16 protein-coding genes, 2 tRNA genes and 1 other RNA gene are annotated in these 19,524 nt (G+C 68.4%); 14 read left to right on the top strand and 5 right to left on the bottom strand.

The genetic code is table 11. The features are described from left to right. Window positions 1-179: 179 nt before the first annotated feature. Both D4740_RS06760 and orn read right to left on the bottom strand, forming a co-directional pair. A tRNA-His gene (locus D4740_RS06760) sits at window positions 180-255 on the bottom strand. 186 nt (window positions 256-441) lie between these two features. After that, on the bottom strand, window positions 442-1,080 hold the full coding sequence (gene orn, locus D4740_RS06755; RefSeq protein WP_119836154.1) for an oligoribonuclease: 639 nt from the start codon (window positions 1,078-1,080) through the stop codon (window positions 442-444). A 231-nt stretch (window positions 1,081-1,311) separates the two neighbouring features. Between orn and D4740_RS06750 the strand changes: the two genes are divergently transcribed. After that, window positions 1,312-3,981, top strand: coding sequence for a serine/threonine-protein kinase (locus D4740_RS06750; protein ID WP_119836153.1), 2,670 nt, complete (start codon window positions 1,312-1,314; stop codon window positions 3,979-3,981). A gap of 115 nt (window positions 3,982-4,096) precedes the next feature. Then, window positions 4,097-4,172 (top strand) — tRNA-Arg (locus tag D4740_RS06745). A gap of 144 nt (window positions 4,173-4,316) precedes the next feature. On the opposite strand, the gene D4740_RS06740 is transcribed toward D4740_RS06745, so the two are convergent. Further along, window positions 4,317-4,724, bottom strand: coding sequence for an ImmA/IrrE family metallo-endopeptidase (locus D4740_RS06740; protein ID WP_205570033.1), 408 nt, complete (start codon window positions 4,722-4,724; stop codon window positions 4,317-4,319). 318 nt (window positions 4,725-5,042) lie between these two features. On the opposite strand from D4740_RS06740, the gene D4740_RS06735 reads away from it, so the two are divergent. The 3 genes from D4740_RS06735 (at window position 5,043) to D4740_RS06725 (ending at window position 8,948) form a co-directional block, all read left to right on the top strand. Further along, the gene (locus D4740_RS06735; RefSeq protein WP_119836152.1) at window positions 5,043-6,638 is read left to right on the top strand and encodes a GTPase domain-containing protein; all 1,596 of its coding nucleotides are present in this window, start codon (window positions 5,043-5,045) and stop codon (window positions 6,636-6,638) included. Beyond that, window positions 6,635-8,116, top strand: coding sequence for a GTPase (locus D4740_RS06730; protein WP_119836151.1), 1,482 nt, complete (start codon window positions 6,635-6,637; stop codon window positions 8,114-8,116). The genes D4740_RS06735 and D4740_RS06730 overlap by 4 nt, the downstream gene beginning before the upstream one ends. Window positions 8,117-8,318: 202 nt before the next feature. Continuing rightward, complete coding sequence (locus tag D4740_RS06725; RefSeq protein WP_119836150.1) at window positions 8,319-8,948, top strand: single-stranded DNA-binding protein; 630 nt, start codon at window positions 8,319-8,321, stop codon at window positions 8,946-8,948. Between the two features lie 40 nt (window positions 8,949-8,988). Here D4740_RS06725 and D4740_RS12710 read toward each other — a convergent pair whose 3' ends face one another. Continuing rightward, entirely contained in the window at window positions 8,989-9,585 is a 597-nt protein-coding gene (locus D4740_RS12710; protein WP_147392860.1) for a hypothetical protein, read from the bottom strand. Window positions 9,586-9,758: 173 nt separating this feature from the next. Between D4740_RS12710 and ftsE the strand changes: the two genes are divergently transcribed. The 5 genes from ftsE to ssrA all read left to right on the top strand — a co-directional run bounded on the left by ftsE (window position 9,759) and on the right by ssrA (window position 14,005). Beyond that, on the top strand, window positions 9,759-10,448 hold the full coding sequence (gene ftsE, locus D4740_RS06715; protein WP_119836148.1) for a cell division ATP-binding protein FtsE: 690 nt from the start codon (window positions 9,759-9,761) through the stop codon (window positions 10,446-10,448). A gap of 12 nt (window positions 10,449-10,460) precedes the next feature. After that, complete coding sequence (gene ftsX / locus D4740_RS06710) at window positions 10,461-11,375, top strand: permease-like cell division protein FtsX (protein WP_119836147.1); 915 nt, start codon at window positions 10,461-10,463, stop codon at window positions 11,373-11,375. A gap of 6 nt (window positions 11,376-11,381) precedes the next feature. Beyond that, on the top strand, window positions 11,382-12,698 hold the full coding sequence (locus D4740_RS06705) for a M23 family metallopeptidase (RefSeq protein WP_243106684.1): 1,317 nt from the start codon (window positions 11,382-11,384) through the stop codon (window positions 12,696-12,698). Window positions 12,699-12,893: 195 nt separating this feature from the next. Beyond that, window positions 12,894-13,454 carry an SsrA-binding protein SmpB gene (gene smpB, locus D4740_RS06700; protein WP_119836146.1) on the top strand — a complete coding sequence of 187 codons (561 nt, stop codon included), beginning with the start codon at window positions 12,894-12,896 and terminating at the stop codon, window positions 13,452-13,454. 180 nt (window positions 13,455-13,634) lie between these two features. After that, window positions 13,635-14,005: a transfer-messenger RNA gene (gene ssrA / locus D4740_RS06695) on the top strand. A gap of 188 nt (window positions 14,006-14,193) precedes the next feature. On the opposite strand, the gene D4740_RS06690 is transcribed toward ssrA, so the two are convergent. Further along, window positions 14,194-14,928, bottom strand: coding sequence for a FadR/GntR family transcriptional regulator (locus D4740_RS06690; RefSeq protein ID WP_119836145.1), 735 nt, complete (start codon window positions 14,926-14,928; stop codon window positions 14,194-14,196). A 496-nt stretch (window positions 14,929-15,424) separates the two neighbouring features. Between D4740_RS06690 and D4740_RS06685 the strand changes: the two genes are divergently transcribed. The 4 genes from D4740_RS06685 (at window position 15,425) to nagB (ending at window position 19,499) form a co-directional block, all read left to right on the top strand. Continuing rightward, entirely contained in the window at window positions 15,425-15,706 is a 282-nt protein-coding gene (locus D4740_RS06685) for an HU family DNA-binding protein (RefSeq protein ID WP_119836144.1), read from the top strand. A 284-nt stretch (window positions 15,707-15,990) separates the two neighbouring features. Further along, on the top strand, window positions 15,991-16,842 hold the full coding sequence (locus D4740_RS06680; protein ID WP_119836215.1) for an ABC transporter ATP-binding protein: 852 nt from the start codon (window positions 15,991-15,993) through the stop codon (window positions 16,840-16,842). Then, a complete protein-coding gene (locus D4740_RS06675; RefSeq protein ID WP_119836143.1) occupies window positions 16,818-18,539 on the top strand; it encodes a transporter in 1,722 nt (573 codons plus the stop codon). Before D4740_RS06680 ends, D4740_RS06675 begins: the two co-directional genes overlap by 25 nt. Before the next feature lie 222 nt (window positions 18,540-18,761). Continuing rightward, complete coding sequence (gene nagB / locus D4740_RS06670; protein WP_119836142.1) at window positions 18,762-19,499, top strand: glucosamine-6-phosphate deaminase; 738 nt, start codon at window positions 18,762-18,764, stop codon at window positions 19,497-19,499. The last annotated feature ends 25 nt before the right edge of the window (window positions 19,500-19,524 follow it).

Below are 19,524 nucleotides of genomic sequence, written 5' to 3'. Positions count from 1 at the left end.
CTGTCCGGCGAGGGCAGTGGGCAGACAAGGGTGGGTAGGGAAGGCTGTCAGAGGGACGCGGCGGTGACGTAGGGTCAGGGAGGTGGCGCGAGGAACGTCCTTGTCCCGGCGTGGCGGCCGCAGCCAGGGCGGGCGGCCCCGAGGAGCTGTGGATCGCGCCCATGGCGGGATCCTGGCTCTGGGGTGGCTGACGGGGTTTGAACCCGCGACCTCCTGGACCACAACCAGGCGCTCTGCCGACTGAGCTACAGCCACCGTGTGCGAGCGCACTCGCAACGAGTCGGTACTTTATCGGCTTGCTGACGCCGGGGCCAAACGAGGCTCCGGTGCGCTGTGTCACGTCGGCGGGTCGGGATCCTCACGCAGCGTCCGGGCGACGCGGTCAGGCCTGGGCGGAGAGGTGCCTGCGAGGCCGCCAGCCGACGGGGCCGGGGCGCAGGGTCAGGAGGGGGATGGGGCGCGGCGGACCCGGGAGGTGGGGCTGGCCGTCACAGCTGCCGCCGCCGCTTTGCACTCCTCGGAGGAGGGACCCTCGCCCTGGGGGAAGAGGATGGAGCGGTAGTAGCGCAGCTCGTCGATGGACTCCAGCACGTCAGCCAGGGCGCGGTGCCCGCCGACCTTGTCCGGGGCGTGGAAGAAGGTGCGCGGGTACCAGCGCTTGGCCAGCTCCTTGATGGAGGAGACGTCGACGATCCGGTAGTGCAGGTGGTTGACGAGCTCAGGCATGTCACGTGCCAGGAATGACTTGTCGGTGCCGACAGAGTTGCCGGCCAGCTGAGCGGTCCCCGGGTCGGGGACCAGGGTCCTGATGTAGCCCATGACCGTGCTGCGGGCCTGGTCGAGGCTGAGTCCGCTGCGCAGCTCCTCCAGCAGCCCGGAGGAGGTGTGCATGGTGCGTACGTGGTCGCTCATGGTCCGCAGCGCCTCCTCAGGGGGGCGGATGAGGACGTCGATGCCCTCGGCCAGGGGGCTGAGGTCGTAGTCAGTCACGACGACGGCAACTTCAAGGAGCGCGTCGGTGCCCAGGTCCAGGCCAGTCATCTCGCAGTCGACCCACACGAGCGGGTCGGAGGTCGTCATCTGTCGGCTCACAGGCCCCTACCATAGCCGCCCTGTCTGTTGTCCCGTCGATTGTCGTGCCGAGGGACCCTCGACGGCGTCGCAGGACCAGGTCACAGGGGGCGGGGAGGGCGTGCCTTCTCGCAGTCCGGCCCGGGCTGCGGGTGCTGCGGGACAGCATAGGGGAGGTGACGGTAGGGTCACGGGTGCAGCCCCCTGCCAGTCGACGCCTGATGACCTCCTGGAGCCGTGATGACCGATGTACCAGCTCCCCGTAGCCTGGGCAGCTCCTACGTGCTGGACCGCCGCGTCGGCTCCGGGGCGCAGGGGGAGGTGTGGAGCGGGCGCCGCGTGGAATCGGGCGAGGTCCTGGCCTTCAAGGTGCTGCGTGCGGAGCTGGTGGAAGCTCCCGGTGTGGTTGAGGGCTTCATCAAGGAGCGATCCACCTTGATGCGGGTGCGCAGTCCCTTTGTGGTGACGATCCGTGACGTCGTCATCGAGGGGTCCACCTTCGCGATCGTCATGGACTACGTGGGGGGAGGTGACCTGCGCGCCCTTGTCCGGCAGGAGGGCTCGCTGAGGCCCGCGGACCTGGCCGGACTGGGTGCAGGTGTCGCTCAGGGACTGACTGCCGTGCACGAAGCGGGAGTGGTACACCGTGACGTCAAGCCCGCCAATATCCTACTGGAGCCGGTGGGAGCGCTGCGAGGAGGGCCAGGATCTGCCCCTGCCTCCCCGGTGCGCCTGCCGGGCGGGGCCTGGGTCAGGCCCCGGGTCGCCGACTTCGGCGTGGCTCGTATCTGCGACACCTTTGCCGCCGCTCATGCCACGGGTGCGGTCGGGACTCCGCTGTACATGGCTCCCGAGATCCTCTCCTCGCAGCCTCCGACGCCGGCGGCGGACGTGTACTCGTTGGGAGTCGTGCTCTACCAGATGGCCTGCGGAACCCCTCCCTTCGTCGGGCAGGCTCCCCAGCTGCTGGCGCAGCACGCCCGGCACGACCCAGGACGTCCTCAGGGCGTCGCGGACCCCCTCTGGGACCTGATCGTCTCGATGCTGAGCAAGCACCCCGCTGCGCGTCCCGATGCCAGGGAGGTTGCCCGTCGGCTTACGCTGATGCGCAGCCAGCTGGCGGACCTGCCTGCCGCACCGGTTCTTGCCCAGCCCCCACGGTCGAGCCTCTCGCCTGAGCCCTACGAGTGGGACGCGGAGCACGGCGTCGGTCGTCAGGTAGAGCAGAGCGTCGGGAAGGCCGGGCCTGCCCAGGAGACCACGGTTGCCGTGACTGCTAGTCCCACCCTGCCCCTGGCGCGGCAGGTGCAGCCCCCGGGAACCTCTTCTGGCCTGCCTGCTCCCTCTCCCGGCTCCGGCGGGAGGCAGCCCGGCGGCGCTCCTGAGAGGGCGCTTACCCTGCCGCCAGCCGGACCCTCGGGAGCGGTCCCGCCCGAGCCGGATGGTGCGGGCATCAGGAGCAGCAGCACGGGTGGCACCCCGGACCGTAGTGCTGGCGGGCCTGACGGGGCTGACAGTGCCGCTAGCCTGTCGGTCTACGGCTACGTGGACGGTTGCCCGGCCGGTCCTGCCGTGGCCACAGCTCCCGGGAGCGGGCGGTCCTCGACCTCCAGGTCCTCCGGACGCCCTGGGCGGAGGCTCGTGCCTGTCGTCGTGGTCGCCCTGGTCGTCGCCGTGGCTGCGGCGGCAACGGTGACGACGTGGTGGTGGCGAGCCCGTGAGGCCACCGTCGCCGACCCGGGCTGGCTGCTCTCGGTACCAGCGGGAGATGACGTCCGTGAGGACCTGCGCGTCTCCGGGGTCTCGGAAGGGATCAGCTCCCCAGGGGGCGGCCTCTACGCCGCCAGGTCTGACGGCGCGTGGTCCCTCTACGACCTCACCGGCTCCGGCGGCGCGGCGGTGTGGAGCGGCAGGTGCAGTACGACGGCAGTCTTCTGGAACGACGACTCCCTGCTGTGCCAGACCCCGTCGAGCAGCATCCTGGTCCACAGAGACGGTACGACGTCGCAACCTCCGGGCCCCTCCTCCTTTGAGTGGGTGGGGGCGACCAGCACGCGCACGGTCCTTGTCGAGGAGAAGGGCCGGGGAGACCTGGTCGCGATGACGCCAGAAGGCAGCGTGGCGTGGCGGCTGCGCGGCGACTACCGCGAGGGAGTCGTCAGGAACGGCTACGTCCTGACCCACGACAGCGGCCTCGGGGAGACACAGGTCGTCTCTGTGTCCTCCGGCACGGTCCTGGCCTCCGTGCGCGAGGAGGAGCCTGACTTTCCCGAGGAGGACACGGATCTGCCTCCCACGTCCCCGACGGGCCAGGCGGACCTTGCCTCCCGGTACCCCGGCGGGTTCAACATCACTACCGGGGAGGAGGCCTTCTCCCGTGTCACCGAGAGCGGCGTGACCATCTACGAGTCTGACGGGACCGAGGCCCAGACCCTGGAGGGGACCTACTCCCCGCAGGCGGTCTCCGTCCTCTCCGCGCCCCTGGACGCACAGTCCCTGGCAGAGGCCTACGCCGCATCTGCCCACAGTTCCTCGGTACGCTACGCCTTCGGTCCTGACGAGCCCGTCGAGACGGTTGTCAGCACCAGTGACTGCAGTGTCACCGCCAACAGGACCCAGCTGGAGATCCCTGACCGTTCCCCGGGTGAGGCCTGCTTTATCAGCGTGCTCGGGGCCCTACGGGGAGAGGCCCTCCTGGTGCAGGTGGGACAGCCCTCGACCAGTACCACTGCAACGGGAGACGCTGTGGTCGCCTACTCCCTGTCTGACGGTGCCGCGCTGTGGCAGGTCCGCGGCACCATGGTGGGTCTTGCTGCGCCTCGCAGCGGGGAGGCTGACGGCAGGCTGCTAGTGGCGCAGACCGGCTCCTCCCGGGTGGATCTTGCCGTGGTCTCGGTGGCCGGGTCGTAGGGGCGTTGCTGCGAGGACGCCGTGCGGCCACTGCACGATCGCCGCGAGGGCTGGGTCGGTGGGACGGCTGCTCATCATGGCGTAGGCTTGGACTGTGCCGACCGTGTCGGTACGGGCCTCCGTAGCTCAATGGATAGAGCATCGGCCTTCTAATCCGCAGGTTCCCGGTTCGAGTCCGGGCGGGGGCACCAAGAACTGCATGATACCGCGGTTTTACGTCACCTACCCCTGCCGTGTCACACGCGCGGGGTGGTGTGACGCCTCGCTTACGCCCCGCTTTCACGCCGCGCCCGGGGCGAGCGCGTCCAGCACCGTCTCTATCAGGCCTGTGGCTATCACCCCTGCGATGCGTCCTCTTCACGGATCCGCTTCCGCTCGGCCTCGGTGAGGCAGGCCAGGCGTGCGCGCAAGGTGGCGGTGTCGACCCACAGATGTTCGGCAGCCTCGGTCTCGGAGCGTGCCCAGGAGAGCGTCGCCAGGAGACGTTCTGTGGGTATGAGCCTGCGGGCAGCCTCGGCCTCTACCGAGCGCTCGACACGGGGAGGCTGGCAGCTATGGTGACCGCGCTCGAGGTGGATGAGCTCGTGCGTGAGGGTGCAGCGTCTTTCCGCTACGGTCTGGTCGGTGCTCAGCCAGATCGTCCTGCCGTCGGTCAGGCCCAGGGTCCTCGGAGGCATCAGCCGTGTGTGGACGACGACGACGTCAGGGTACTGCTCGGCCAGGGCCTGCCAGGGATTCCACACGGTGCCTGAGGATAGTGGTGAGAACTCTGGCAGGACTTGCGGGATGCCGGGTCGGGACGGAGCCTGTGCGTGCGTCGTGCCGGAGTGCCAGCCTGGGGACGTCTTGAGCCCCAGCGCAGGCCGGGCGGAACCGGGAGTCGTCCTTGTGGTGAGGCTGCGCGTGGTCGACGGAGGCGCCAGTCGGGGCTGTGAACCACCCGAGGCCGGGTCCCCGCGTGTGGCCGCCAGGGATATCCCATCGGCGAGCTACAGTAACCGTGACCCAAACGCGTGGTCTCAATCGTCGATTCTGTTACCCACTGCTCCTAGGGTTGCTTCATGCCCGTTCCAGTCTCCCCGCACCGTGCCGAGGACGAGCTCCCTGTCTCTGCGCTGTCCCGTGCTCAGCTGCTTGAGGTCCTTGCCGACCTTCTCCGGGACCTGGAGAGGCTTGACCTGCCGCTGAGGACGCCCGGTGTCGAGGAGGCTCGCAGGCTTCGTGACAGCCTGGTCGGCCAGGTCCGTGACCAGGTCCTGCCTCGCCTGCAGGACGCTGACATCCCGTCGGTCGTCGTCGTGGGAGGCTCTACCGGGGCAGGCAAGTCCACGCTGGTCAACTCCGTCCTCGGCCGGGAGGTCTCTGACGCCGGCGTCCTGCGTCCCACCACCCGTGTCCCTGTCCTCGTGGTCAACCCGGAGGACCGTGAGCCGCTTGCGGACCATCCTCTGAGGGAAGCGTGCGAGGAGGTGGTCTCCGACGCCATACCTCCTGGGCTGGCCCTCATCGACGCCTCGGACCTGGACTCCGTGCACGAGGCCAACCGGGTGCTGGCAGGCCGTCTACTGGACGCCGCCGACTTGTGGCTCTTCGTCACGACTGCGGCGCGCTACGGCGATCAGACCCCCTGGGCCACCCTGGAGGAGGCCGCGTCCCGGGACACGCCCATTGCCGTCGTCCTCAACCGTGCCCCGGCGAAGATCCTGTCTGAGGTGCGTCGTGACCTCACAACACGTCTTGAGGACCTGGGCCTGTCTGAGGCGCCGTTCTTCGTGGTGCCTGACGCCGGGCCGCACGAGGGGATGCTGGAGGACTCTGCGGTGGCAGAGGTGCGCGACTGGCTGCGGCTGCTGGCTGGACGGCACCGTGCGGCCGGGCTGGTGCGTCGTACGGGCCGGGGCCTGTGGGCCGCTCTGCGCAACGACCTGTCCGACCTGGCTGAGGCCGTTGACGCCCAGGAGGCCGCTGCCCAGGAGCTGGAGGCGGTGGACACCTCGCTGCGGGAGGAGGCGATCGGTCGGATCCGCGCTGATATCGACCGGGGGGCGGCAGGGGAGGGTGCTACCGCTACCCGGTGGCTCACGCTGGCGTCCTCAGGGGCTCCACTGGCTTCACTGGCGCAGGGCAGGCGTCTGCGCCGGGGCTTTCTGGGCAGGGCAGAGAAGGCGCGGACGCGAGGGCTGGCGGTCCTGGCTGAGGACGCCAGGCAGGCGCTTGCCGCACAGCTGGAGGCTGCCGTGATCTCTTTGAGGAGCCAGGCGGAGCAGGCGTGGCGGGAGGCAGGTGCCGGGGACCGTGCCGCTCGTGCCCTGGGCCATGGGGATCCCGCTGAGGTGACGATCGAGTCGTGGAGCGGCTACCTGAGGGCGAATCTCACCGAGTCGCCTCGGGGGCTGGCTCCTCACGCCTTTGTCGACCTCCTGGTCGCGGCGGCCAGCGGTGTCGAGGGCGCTGCCCAGTCGGTTCGTCACCTCGGGGCTGGCGAGCAGGTGCAGACGACCAGGAGCCTCCTGGTCGAGGCGGTCGTCGAGGCGCTGACCGCTACACTTCCCCGAGGAGCTGCTGCCTCCCTGGCCCCGCCCTCCGGCTTCGCGGCCGCGCTGCGGCTGAGGTCCGGCGAGCTCAAGCCCTTTACCCGTCCCGGAGCCGCGACATGAGTCACCCAGTTCGTCACGCCGAGCCCGCTCCCGCCAAGCCGGTTCCTGCCCTGGACGCCGCCTACCTGGAGGACCGGCTCACCAGGATTCGTCAAGGGCTGGAAGCCTGCCCGACGGAGGTCCCCGCTGCTCTCGCCCTGTCGGCGCACGAGGGTCTGGACGCCGTGGCCGAGCGGCTCGACCTGGGTGTGGACCACACGGTCGTGGCTCTTTTCGGAGGTACCGGCTCTGGGAAGTCCTCCTTGTTCAACGCGCTGACCGAGCTGGACTTCGCCGACGTCGGTGCCCGCCGTCCCACGACCTCGCGTGCCGCGGCCTGCTCCTGGGGAGATGAGGCAGCCGCCCTCCTGGACTTTCTGGGTGTCTCCCCCGAGAGGCGTATCCGCCGTGACTCCATCCTGGACGCGGCTGACCAGGACAGGATGAGCGGGCTGGTGCTCCTTGATGTTCCTGACTACGACTCGGTGACCATTGAGCACTCTCTCCAGGTTGACCGTCTGGTGCCGCTCGCCGACATCCTGGTGTGGGTCGTGGATCCCCAGAAGTACGCTGATGCCGCCCTGCACGAGGGGTACCTGCGCGGGCTAGGTGCCCGTCAGGAGGACATGCTGGTCCTGGTCAACCAGGTGGACACTCTTCCGGAGGGCGGGCTGGAGACACTTCTGAAGGACGTCCGCTCCCTGCTGAGGCAGGACGGGCTGACCCAGGTGCAGGTCCTGCCCGTCTCTGCGGTGAGGGGGGACAACCTGGAGGCAGTTCGTGACCTGCTGCGTCACCGGGTTGCCCGGGAGTCCAACGCGGCCAGGACCGCCTCGGCCGAGCTTGACGCCATTGCTCAGAGGCTGCGGCCTACGGTGGCTGAGCACCGGATCGAGCTTGACCCGCAGGCCACGCGTGCTGTTGAGGCGGCTCTGCTACAGGCCTCCGGAGCACGTGCTGTCGAGGACTCGATACGTAGCGGCCTGGGCCGGGTGTTTCCGCGGGCGCTGGCCCGCCCGGAGCCGCCGGCCCTGAGCGCGGTGAGGGCAGCGCGGGCTACGTGGGTGCACCGTGCTTGCGAAGGGCTGCCCGGGGTCTGGGGACGTAGCCTGGACCGGGCTGTCGTTGCCCCTGAGACCCTGGCGGGGCGAGCGGCTGAGGCAGTCAGCTCGGTGTCCCTGCCAGGACACCGCAAGCCTGTGGTCGACCTGCTCTGGTGGGCGGGGGTGATTCTGGTGCTGGGTGCCGTGGTCTGGGCGGCCGCAGCGGTCTTGCGGGGCCGGGAGGACCTTCTTCCTGCGGCTGTGCTGCTGGTGGCGGGCCTCGTCGCAGCGCTGGTCGCTATGGTTTGTCGGCGCCGTCGTGCCCGCCAGGAGGCAGATCGCTACACCCGGCAGGTGCGCTCGCGCATCGGTGCTGTCGTGGAGCGTGACCTGACTCTGCCCGCCTCCAAGGTCCTGGACCTCCACGGGATGCTCCAGTCCGCGCTGGGGCTGTGAGACTGCTGGGGTTGTCAGCCCAGGAGCCCGAGACGGGGCGATGCGTCGGTCGGCGGTACGACCGGGGGAGGGCACCACAGGCGCCTGGCTACGGGGCTGGTCCACAGGCAGGGCACTCTACCCTGCCGCAGGTACCGCACATCGTTGCAGGGTAGGGGCACGGAAGGCGGCACGGGGCCGCCTGGCAGCCAAGGAGCACGCTATGACTCGTCAGCCTGACCTCACTGTCCAGGGTGTTCTCGGAACAAATCCTGTGCTGTCCCGCACTGAAGGGGGACGTGCCTATTGTCGCTTCCGGGTCGCGGTCACCCCGTCCTACCGGACGGAGCAGGGGTGGCAGGACGCCGGGACCATATGGTTCACAGCCAAGGCCTGGGGCCGTCTCGCGGAGAACCTCAGCCTCTCCCTGCGCAAGGGCGACCCGGTGCTGCTGACGGGCCGCCTGTCCGAGGAGACCTGGAGCACGTCGGAGGGTACTCACAGCTCCAACGTGATTATGCTCTGGTCGGTGGGGCACGACCTGACGCGTGGTGAGAGCCGGTTCGCCCGTGTCCGGGCTGCGGACGTGCCCTCGGCGCCAGGCATCCGCGGGGAGGGGCGCTCGCCAGGTGGCGGGACTGCTGGAGCCTCTGAGAGCTCTCCTGGGCACCTTGAGGAGGAGGCGGGCGAGGCGGACTGCTCCAGCCGCTCCACTTTCCCCGATAGCCGAGGTGTCGTCGCCACAGAGGTGGCTGGCCCTGTCCGCTCTGGCCACACCGTGCTGTCCTCCCCCGACTACGTGGTGGCCGACACCGCAGCGTCCTGGGATGCTGAGACAGCCCTGGGACTCTGAGGGAGAGACCTCTGCCGAGGTAGAGCCCGGGCGGCTCTGCTCAGGGCGCGCTGAGCACCTCTAGGTGGCAGCTGAGGTCTGCCGGGTGCGCGACGTGCAGGATCTCGATCAGGATGCGCGCGGTCATCTCCGCGGCCGCCGCACTGTCAGGCAGGAGCCGTGACGCTGCGGCTGAGTCCACGCGCCAGCCAAGAGCCCCCAGGCTCCGGCGCTCCTGGTGGCCCATCAGCGTACGACCTGAGGCGTCGAGAAGCAGCACGGTTACCTCGGTCCCCTCCCGGCAGGGTGTCAGCACTACTGTTGGCGGCTCTGGCGACGGTGATCGACGCCGCCGGTGGGGCAGCACCCGAGATACCCGCGACAAAGGACGGGAAAGCTGCTCCTCGGTGTCGTGCTGTGGTGGTGGGGCTGTCAGCACCAGCGCCTCCGGTGGCGGTGGCGCGGCTCGGCCCTGTGACGTGCTGCGGGACTCGTGGCTGCCGAGCGGGTGGCTGCTTGCTCGTGGGCTGTCCGGGCAGGCGCGCGGCAAGGTGTCCAGGAAGGCAGGGAGGGAGGAGATGAACCGGGCCCAGCTGCCTACGTCCACCTGGGTGGTAGGGATGCTGTCCCCTTGGCCCCTGACGCCGCGATCCTCCATGGGGCCAGGATAGCCCGGGCTAGGCCCGCCGGGGCCCGCGGGCCTGGCCCTGCTGCCGCCACAGCCCACATCTGCTGCTGGCGTGTCACAACAGTGAAAGACGACTCCGACGCATACGGTGGCTACGAGCCTGGGCGCAGTGCCCGAGTCGCAGCCACGGGAGCAGCCAACTGATGATCCGCTTTGACCACGTCTCCAAGGTCTACAAACGAGGTGCGCGTCCTGCGCTTGACGAGGTCGACATCGAGGTTGGGCGCGATGAGTTCGTGTTCCTTGTCGGCGCCTCGGGGTCGGGCAAGTCCACCTTCCTGCGCCTGGTGCTTCGTGAGGAGAGGCCGACCTCCGGCAGGATCCATGTTCTGGGGCGGGACCTCTCCCAGGTCTCTACCTGGAAGGTGCCCCAGCTGCGCCGGGAGATGGGGTTCGTCTTCCAGGACTTCCGGCTCCTGGAGAACAAGACCGTCCTGGAGAACGTCGCCCTGGCCTCCCAGGTCATCGGCAAGCCACGCCACTACATCCTGTCCGCAGTCCCTGAGGCCCTGGAGCTCGTCGGCCTGTCGGGCAAGGAGAAGAGGCTTCCTCACGAGCTCAGCGGCGGTGAGCAGCAGCGGGTGGCGGTGGCCCGTGCCATGGTCAACCGCCCCAAGCTGCTTCTTGCCGACGAGCCTACCGGTAACCTCGACCCGTCCACCTCGGTCGGTATCATGCGGCTCTTCGACCGGATCAACCGCCAGGGAACCACTGTCGTCATGGCGACCCACGACGACGAGATCGTGGACCAGATGCGTAAACGTGTTATTGAGCTCAAGGGTGGCCAGGTCGTGCGTGACCAGGCTCGTGGCGTCTACGGCTCGGACCGCTGAAGGAGACAGCGCATGCGACTTCGTTTCATCCTCTCTGAGACCGTCAAGGGACTGGCGCGTCACCTGGCCATGACTGTCTCGGTCATCCTGGTGGCCTTTGTGTCGCTGCTATTTGTCGGTGCCTCCGGGCTGCTCCAGGCCCAGATCTCCACCATGAGGGGGGAGTGGTACGACGAGGTCGAGGTCTCGGTCTACATGTGCCCCCAGGCCTCGGCCTTCCCCGGGTGCGTCAACGGTGAGGCCACCCAGGACCAGATTGACGCTGTCGAGGAACGTATCAACGGGACCCTGGACTCCTACGTGGACAACTACCACATCGAGAGCAAGGCTGAGGCCTACGAGAACTTCATGGACGCCTACGGGGACTCCGCGGTGGGGCGTAACGCTACCGAGGAGATGATGCCGGTCTCCTTCCGCATCAAGCTGGTGGACCCGGAGAACTACGAGGTCGTCGCCGAGCAGTTCACCGGCCAGGACGGCGTCGAGCGTGTTATCGACCAGGGTGCCACCCTGGAGCCCCTGTTCCTGGTCATGAACCGGGCCTCCTGGATCACCGGGGGACTGGCGGCCATTATGGCGGTGGCGGCTGTCCTGCTGATCTCCACCACGATTCGGCTGTCCGCCATGTCTCGCTCCCGTGAGACCGGCATCATGCGGCTGGTTGGCGCCTCCAACCTCTTTATCCAACTGCCCTTCATCCTTGAGGGAGTCATTGCCGCCCTGGTCGGCGCTCTGCTGGCAGTGGGTGCCTTGTGGGCGGGTGTGCACTACGTCGTCGAGGGATGGCTCGCTAGTTCGATGACCTTCACTAGCGCCTTTATCGGGACAGGTGCCGTCCTGACACTGGCGCCGTGGCTGGTCCTGGCGGCTGTCGTCCTAGCGGCGTTGTCCTCCGCATACTCCCTGTCCAAGTACACGAGGATCTGATCTGTCATGCTGTCCTTCCCTGTTCTGGCGACTGGTACGGGCGCACTGCCCCTGAGGAGACTGCTTGTCGCGGCCTGCGTGGCAGTCACCCTGGCTCTGGCCATGGTGGTGAGCGTCCCGGTCCTGGCGGACGAGCGTGATGACGCGGTCGCCAGCCAGGAGGAGGCCCAGCGCAAGCAGGACGAGCTCGTCGCCTCGCTGGAGGGAGTCAGCACTGAGCTCGGTCAGGCCTACCTGGACCTGCAGAACGCGCAGGCTGCCCTGAGCACGGCCGAGACCGAGCTGAGCGACGCGCAGACCACCCTGACGGAGAAGGAGCGCGAGCAGCAGATCGCGGCCGACCGCCTGGACACGGCGCAGACGAGCCTGGCCTCCATCCAGGAGGAGGCGGAGGCCTCCCAGGAGGTCGCCTCCGAAGCCTCGACCTCCGTGGCAGAGATCGTCGCTGCCACGTATGAGGGCGACAACTCCGTAACCGCGTGGACCTACGTGCTGGCCTCCCAGGACGTGGACCAGCTGTCCAGGCGTGCCGCGGCGATGGAGATCGGCTCCGGGGTGCAGGAGGCGGTGCTCGCGGCCGCCGAGGCCGAGCGTGCCCAGGACGCCAACCGGGAGACCCGCCAGAACGCGGCGACCGAGCGTGTCGCCACTCTCAAGGCCGATGCCGACGCCGCTGAGGCGGCTGCGCAGACAGCCAGGGACGCAGCCCAGACCAAGCGGGACGAGGTGGCCTCCCTGGAGGCCAGCGCCCGGGAGGCGACGACCACTCTTGAGGACCAGAAGGCTGACCTGGAGGACCAGCAGGCCCAGGCCCGGGCCGACGAGGAGGAGGCTGCCGCGACCATCGCCAGGATTGACGAGGAGAACCGAGGTACCTCCGCACCGGCACCGAGCTCGTCCAGCAGCACGGACCTCGGTAGCGGCACCATAGCCCATCCGATTTCCGGAAGTCTGGTGGTCGCCTCGCCCTACGGCTACCGGGTGCACCCGATCACGGGGACGAGCCGTCTCCACGCGGGCGTGGACCTGGTCGCCTCTCAAGGTACTCCACAGTACGCGGCGGTGTCAGGAACCGTGACCTACAACCAGAACAGCTCGTGCGGCAACGGGATGTTCGTCAACGGTGGCATGGTGGATGGTCAGTCAGTAGTGGTGGCCTACTGCCACCTGTCTGCCTACTCCGTCGGTAACGGGGCCACTGTCTCCAAGGGGGACACCATCGGTCTGACAGGGATGACCGGAGGGGCCACGGGCCCCCACGTGCACTTTGAGGTCTACCTCAATGGAGCCTCTGTAGACCCGATGACCCTGGCCGGCTTCTGAGAGACTCGCTGGCCGCCGACAGCGGTCTGTCCCTGTGCGGTCTCGCGGAGGCAGCGCGGAGCAGGCAGGCAGCGGGCGCTGCCGGGGCAGCTCCACGGAAGGCTCCGTGGGTTGACTCGGTGCGTAGAATCCTGCCTGCGTCTGCCGTAGCGGCCTGTCACGTCGTCCGGCCGGAGTCTGTCAGAGGAGGTCCCCATGACGCCCAGGACTGCTCGGTCCGCGCGGCCCGCCGTCGGACAGAAGGGGCGCAAGCCCACTGTGGCGCAGAAGGCCAAGGCTGCTGCTGACGCCCACCAGACCGTTGCCCGTAATAGGAGGGCAGCCCACGACTACTTCATTGAGGACCGCTATGAGGCGGGACTGGTGCTGACTGGGACCGAGGTCAAGGCTCTGCGCATGGGGCGGGCCTCCCTGGCGGAGGCCTGGATCGAGATCGACCGCCGTGGGGAGGCCTGGCTGCAGGGCGCGCACATCCCGGAGTACCTCCAGGGGACGTGGAACAACCACTCCCCGCGGCGTAAGCGCAAGCTCCTGCTGCACCGTGGCGAGCTGGAGCGCCTTGCCTCCAGGGTCCAGGCCAAGGGGTACACCGTGGTTCCGCTGGAGCTGTACTTTGTCCGTGGCCGGGCCAAGATCGAGATCGCTCTGGCCCGGGGCAAGCAGGACTGGGACAAGCGCCATGCCCTGCGTGAGGCCCAGGACCGACGTGAGGCTGCCCGGGCGGTGGCTGAGGTCCGGCGGCGCGGGGGCGGGTAGGCACAGGGTAGAAGGCAGCGGAGCGGCAGAAGCATTGGGTAGCAAGCATGGGTAGGAAGAGATGGTCCTGCTGCGCATGGACAAGCAGGACCAAGCCTTGGTATCCTTCCACTACCTGCCATGCTACGTCCAAGGGGTCTTGCTCATGGGTGCATGGCTTTGAGCAGGCACAACTACACAGGGGATGATCGGTTTCGACGACGGTCGTGGGTTCAGGGGAAGCGGGTCGAGGATGCACAGTCATCTCGTCAACGCTCTGTGCGAACCAATAGGTGCCGATAACACTCGCACCGACTTCACCCTCGCCGCCTGAGCGAGTCCTGAGGTCCGTCAGTCCGGGGAGCGCTCCCGCCCCGGTGCCTGGCGTCATTGTGGGAGCCACTGCTAGGAAGCCGTGCCGGTAGGCTTCCTGGGACTCTTGACCGGCTGAGCCCGTCGGCGTCCTTGTCCGTGTGAGACGCCGGGGCTGAGAAAGTCAGAAACGGACTGCACCCGGAGAAGTCCTGTTGCACGCCCGTCGGACCGGGGTTCGATTCCCCGCATCTCCACCCAGGGTAGGCCCTGGCCGAGTACCGCGGCCAGGGCCTACCTGTTGTCCTGTCCTCCCTGTGGTCCTGGCTGGTCTCGACAGGCCTCACGACTGGTGCCGACGGCTTACCGGCACCTGCTCCCTGTTGCTCTCCCTCCCGAGCTCCTTCCCGCCTTCTTCGGAGTGCCCTTGTGTCCTCTACCGGGGCGCTCACTCAGGGCGTGCAAGGCTGAGGGACTCTAGCAGCGGGGCGTAGTGCCGAGCTGTCGCCTCACGGTAGGCTGTCACGTCGCCGGTGCGGGCGGCTTCCAGCATCTGCGTGTGCGCCTGGGCCACGCTGACCACGTCGCTGGGGGAGGGGGCTCCCAGGAGGGAGGCGCTCAAGGTGTGTGCCGCCCACAGCGCCTCGCCCAGGTGGCGGAACAGCTGGTTAGCCAGTGGCTCCAGCAGCCTGACGTGGAAGTGACGGTCCTGCTCGGTGAAGGGCTGTCCCTGCTGTGCCAGGCTGCTGATCTGCCTGGCAGTCTCGTCAAGGTCCTCGTCCTCCCTGCCTCGCCAGGCCTCCACCACCAGCCCGGCAGCAGCCTGGTCTAGCGTCGAGCGCACCTGGACCAGGTCCAGCAGGGTCCTGTAGTCACCCTGCGAGATGAGTCGGCTGCGAAAGACCAGGGACTCGACCACAGGACGGGCGGAAGCACGTCCTACGAACATCCCGTGGCCGTGCCGCACCTCCACGATGTCCAGGGCGACCAGGGTGCGTACCGCCTCACGGACTGAGGACCGGGATACTCCTAGGTCTGCGCACAGGCGGGACTCGGTGGGCAGGGGGTCCCCCGGCCGAAGGCTCTCCCGCAGGATATACTCCTTGATTTCCGTCATGGCGGCTGAGGACTGGGTTGTCGGGCTCAGCGTCAGGTCGGTCGGTACTCCCAGTGGTGTCTGCATGGCATCCACGTCCTTTGCTGTCCTTCGCCTCGTGCGTCCCGAGCCTGTGACAGAGGTGTTACCAGAGCCCCGGGGCAAGCGCAACGCCAGGCGCTGTAGTACCGGGTTCGACAGGCGGGCGGGTCGGCAGAGAGGTGGTGGGCGCCTGGTGGAGGTGGCCAGCAGGGGCCTCAGAAGGACCTGGCAGTGCTGTCCTGGGTGCTGTCCTGGGCGCTGTCCAGGGTGCTGTCCCGGTGATGCTTGGTGTGCCCGTTCCGTGGTGTTCTCGTGGCCGGGTACTGAGTGGGCCACCCAGGTGGAGCTAAGAAGAAAACGGCGTTATTGCAAGGATTGGTCCATGTGGGGCGCGTGTGACAGTTGTGGTTGAAAGCGGTGAATTGTTACTCAGCGCCCGGTGCGACACTCGCTCTGTACCTGACAAAACTGAGGTTCTATGCGTAGCGTAGCCAGCAGCGGCACCACACACGGGTGCCCACCCACGATCGAGAGGGAAGACATGTCCGTAAACCGCACTGAGCTCATTGCCGCCATCGCTGAGAAGGCTGGTCTGACCAAGACTGACGCAGACGCGTTCCTGGCAGCGTTCCAGGACGTCCTGGTTGAGAACGTCGCCAGGGGCGAGTCCGTCAAGATCACGGGTCTCATGGGCGTGGAGCGTGTCGAGCGTGCTGCACGCACCGGTCGTAACCCCCGCACCGGCGAGGAGATCCAGATCCCCGCTGGCTATGGCGTCAAGGTTACTGTCGGCTCCTCCCTGAAGAAGGCAGTCTCCCAGTGACCTGCGGGGCACAGGCCCCGTGAGGATCCGTGAGGGCCCCGGGCAGGACTGCGGACCAGCATCCTGCCCGGGGCCTGCTGCTGCAGGGGTCGTCCTTGGGACGGAGGCGCATCGTCTTGACGGCGGAGGCGCAACCTGCCGCTGCGCCATAGCCTGACGGCATGACATCGCATACACGCCCACCGACGAGGTCCCGGTCCTCCTCGGACCCCCTCCCAGAGGCTGGGCCTGTCGGTCCTACGGGCTCCCTTGCCCTCTCTGCCCCCTCGCCAGCCGTCTCATCACTGCCGGAAGGGGACGGTCGTGAGCAGGGCACCGCCCAGGAGGACCAGGCGGCCGTAGCGACTACCGCTCGCAGCGGGCAAAGGAGCCAGCCCCAGGCCGCGCTGCAGACTGAGGGGCTGGTCAAGACCTTTGGCTCCAAGGTCGCGGTAGACCACCTTGACCTGGAGGTCCCGGTCGGCAGCTTCTACGGCATTGTCGGTCCCAACGGGGCGGGAAAGACCACCATGCTGTCCATGGCCACGGGGCTGCTGCGGCCTGACGCCGGGCGCGTACGCGTCCACGGCGTGGACGTGTGGGCGGACCTGCCCGCTGCCAAGGCCCGTCTTGGCGTCCTGCCAGACGGGCTGCGCACCTTCGACCGGCTCAACGGGCTGGAGTTGGTGACCTACTCAGGGCTGCTGCGCGGCCTGGACCGCGACATTGTCGTACCCCGCGCGACTGAGCTCATCCAGGTGCTGGGACTGTGGGAGGCAGGAACCACCATGGTGGCGGACTACTCCGCCGGCATGCGCAAGAAGGTCCACCTCGCCTGTGCCATGGTCCACTCGCCCTCGATCCTGGTTCTCGACGAGCCCTTCGAAGCGGTTGACCCGATCTCCGCCCAGACGATCCAGACCATCCTGCGCAACTTTGCCGAGGCAGGCGGGACCGTGGTGGTCTCCAGCCACGTCATGGCCACCGTCGAGCGCTTGTGTGACCACGTGGCCATCATCAACGCGGGGCGCGTGGCTGTGGCTGGTACCACCGAGGAGGTCGCGGCCGGGGGCACCTTGGAGGAGCGTTTCACCCAGCTTGTCGGTGGCGAGGTGCGCACGCAGGGACTGTCATGGTTGCAACCCTCGTCAAGATGAGGTGGGTCCTGACCCTGAACGCCCTGCGCGGAAGCACCTGGGCACTAGTCGGAACCGTGCTCGGGGGAGCCGCTGCCCTGGGCGGGCTGGGTGCCCTCACGGTCGGAGCGCTCGCTCTGGGGAGGCTCGGTGACCCCCAGACCGTGTCCGTCGTTCTCGGGTCTCTGGGAGCGCTCCTGGTCCTGTGCTGGATACTCTTGCCTCTCCTGGCCACAGGTCTTGACTCTTCACTCGACCCGCGTGCCGTCGCCGCGTGGACCGCACCGTCCCGAAGGCTGGCGCAGGGGTTGCTTGTCGCTGGCGCCTGCGGGGCCTCCGGTGCTGCCACGGCTGTGGTGTGCCTGCTGCCGACCCTGACCTGGCTGGTGTCCGGTCAGTTCTTGGCAGCGTTGCTGGCCCTGGCCTGCGCGCCAGCAGCCCTGGCCACCTGCGTGGTCGTCTCGCGGGTGGTGGTCGTGTGGACAGGGATCTCCGGCTCGCGGCGCGGTCAGGAGCGGGTAGCCCTGGTCGCTACGGTGGCGTACCTCGTGGCCTGTCTTGTCCCCACTGTCCTGGGCAGGTTCCTCAGCACCTCAGACGGAGTCCTGGTCGGCCTGCGCACGGCCGGGCAGGTTGTCTCCCTGTCACCGCTGGGCTGGGCCTTTGCCGCGCCGGGGCTCGCCGCCACGGGAGCACCGTTGGCTGGCGCGGCCCTGGCGCTGGGGGCGTGGCTGGTCCCGGTGCTGCTGCTGCGTCCCTGGGAGCGGGTCGTTACTCGAGTCATGACCACGCCCAGCCGTGGGTCGGGCAGGTCGCGTACCTACGCGGTGCCTACGCCAGAGGACCCCGGGTCGGCCGGGGCGAGCACTCCCGTGGTCCTGCCGTGGTCGCGCAGGCTGAGCCGCTTCCTGCCCGGGCCGGCCTGCGCTGTTGCTGCCCGCAGCATGCGCTACTGGAGGACAGACCCCCGCTACCTGGTCATGGCCGTCTCAGCCGTGATGCTGCCGGTGTTCTTTGTGGTCGGTGCGGCCATGGGGTGGGCTCAGGCCATCTCCGAGGCCGAAGGCCTCAGCGTCAGTCTTGCTGCTGGCCAGGCCCCCGGTCTGTTCCTCATGGCGGCTCCCGCGCTGGCGCTGATGATGGGGTGGACGGTCCACAACGACCTAGGTGGGGACTCCACGGCACTGTGGAGCCACCTCAGTGCGGGTCTGCCCGGTCGGCAGGACCTTCTGGGCAGGGCCGTCGGTGCCCTGTCCTGGCAGGCGCCGGTCGTCCTTGTCGCTGCGGTCGGGCTGTGCTGGTGGACCGGCCGCTGGGACGCGGCCGCCTCCCTGGTGGGAGCCTGCCTGGCGCTGCACGGGTGCTCCCTGGGCTGGTCCTGCCTGGCCAGCGTCCTCATGCCCTACGAGACGAACGCCCCGGGTGAGAGCCCTCTGGTGTCACGTACCTCGGGAACTATCGTCATCACAGCGCTAGCCCAGACGCTCGGGGTGCTTGTCATCCTCCTCGCTGCGGCCCCTGTGCTCGGGGTGGCCCTGGGGGCGGTCCTGTCCGGTGCCTCCCCGTGGTGGGGCTGGCTGGTCCTGGTGGTGGGGGCGCTGTGGGGCGCAGGCTCTGTCGCGGCAGGGACGACCCTGGGCGGGCGCCGACTCGACCGGCGCGGGTCTGAGATCCTGACGACGATCCGCTCCTGGCCCCGGCACTCCCAGGAGACGTGAGCGGTACGCCGACATCTGCCGGGGCTGCCTGACCTGAGGACCCTGCGGAGTACAGTGACGTGTCATGGACTGTCATGGCTGCCGTGAGTGTGCTGTCGTGGCTGTCGCGCCCGCAGGCGGGCGCGCCCGTCCCGGCCAGGTACCGTCGACAACCAGATGTCCCAGACCCTCAGAACAGACGCCCCAGATCAGAACAGAAGACACCTCAGAGAGGACACCACCGTGGAGCTTGTCATCCTGGACACCGCCGAGGCCATCGCCGAGCGAGCCGCGGACAAGATTGAGGCCCTGCTGACCACCAAGCCGGACGCCGTCCTGGGGACCGCGACGGGCTCCAGCCCGCTGCCGCTCTACGACGAGCTGACCCGCCGCTGCGCCGCAGGCCGCCTCAGCTTTGCGCAGGTCACCGGCTTCATGCTGGACGAGTACGTCGGGCTGCCAGCAGGCCACCCGGAGCGCTACGCCACCTTTATGGAGGTCAACCTGCGCTCCCGCGTGGACATGCGTCCGGGCTCGCTCCACGGCCCTGACGCCCTGGCTGAGGACCTCCAGGCGGCCTGTGCGCAGTACGAGGAGGATATGGCGGCGGCCGGCTACTGCGACCTGCAGATCCTGGGGATCGGTTCCGACGGCCACATCGGCTTCAACGAGCCGGGTGGTCCTCTGGACTCGCGCACCCACGTGGACGTGCTGACCGAGCAGACCCGCCGTGACAACGCCCGCTTCTTCGGCGGGGACATCGACGCCGTGCCTACCCACTGCATCACCCAGGGCCTGGCCACCATCATGGAGGCGCGCTCGCTGGTACTCATCGCCACCGGCGAGGGCAAAGCCAAGGCTGTCGCCCAGCTCGTGGAGGGGGAGGTCAGCACCGACTGGCCTGCCACGGTGATGCAGCGTCACGACGACGCCCTGGTCCTGGTGGACCCTGCTGCCGCTAGTCTCCTCACCAGCCGCTAGGATCCAGCCCTGTGCTACCGGGGCA

Origin of the sequence: Actinomyces sp. 2119 (genome assembly GCF_003591215.1) — a bacterium.
Taxonomy (GTDB): Bacteria; Actinomycetota; Actinomycetes; order Actinomycetales; family Actinomycetaceae; genus Actinomyces; species Actinomyces lilanjuaniae.
Note: the sequence above shows the minus strand (reverse complement) of the source record. Positions and strands in the feature narration are given on the sequence as shown.

Coding starts and splice junctions, on each gene's coding strand:
- D4740_RS12710 (WP_147392860.1), bottom strand. CDS start 9,585: ATGGAGGATCGCGGCGTCAGGGGCCAAGGGGACAGCATCCCTACCACC.
- D4740_RS06675 (WP_119836143.1), top strand. CDS start 16,818: ATGGTTGCAACCCTCGTCAAGATGAGGTGGGTCCTGACCCTGAACGCC.
- D4740_RS06735 (WP_119836152.1), top strand. CDS start 5,043: ATGCCCGTTCCAGTCTCCCCGCACCGTGCCGAGGACGAGCTCCCTGTC.
- D4740_RS06730 (WP_119836151.1), top strand. CDS start 6,635: ATGAGTCACCCAGTTCGTCACGCCGAGCCCGCTCCCGCCAAGCCGGTT.
- D4740_RS06685 (WP_119836144.1), top strand. CDS start 15,425: ATGTCCGTAAACCGCACTGAGCTCATTGCCGCCATCGCTGAGAAGGCT.
- ftsX (WP_119836147.1), top strand. CDS start 10,461: ATGCGACTTCGTTTCATCCTCTCTGAGACCGTCAAGGGACTGGCGCGT.
- D4740_RS06690 (WP_119836145.1), bottom strand. CDS start 14,928: ATGCAGACACCACTGGGAGTACCGACCGACCTGACGCTGAGCCCGACA.
- D4740_RS06725 (WP_119836150.1), top strand. CDS start 8,319: ATGACTCGTCAGCCTGACCTCACTGTCCAGGGTGTTCTCGGAACAAAT.
- smpB (WP_119836146.1), top strand. CDS start 12,894: ATGACGCCCAGGACTGCTCGGTCCGCGCGGCCCGCCGTCGGACAGAAG.
- ftsE (WP_119836148.1), top strand. CDS start 9,759: ATGATCCGCTTTGACCACGTCTCCAAGGTCTACAAACGAGGTGCGCGT.
- D4740_RS06750 (WP_119836153.1), top strand. CDS start 1,312: ATGACCGATGTACCAGCTCCCCGTAGCCTGGGCAGCTCCTACGTGCTG.
- orn (WP_119836154.1), bottom strand. CDS start 1,080: ATGACGACCTCCGACCCGCTCGTGTGGGTCGACTGCGAGATGACTGGC.
- D4740_RS06705 (WP_243106684.1), top strand. CDS start 11,382: ATGCTGTCCTTCCCTGTTCTGGCGACTGGTACGGGCGCACTGCCCCTG.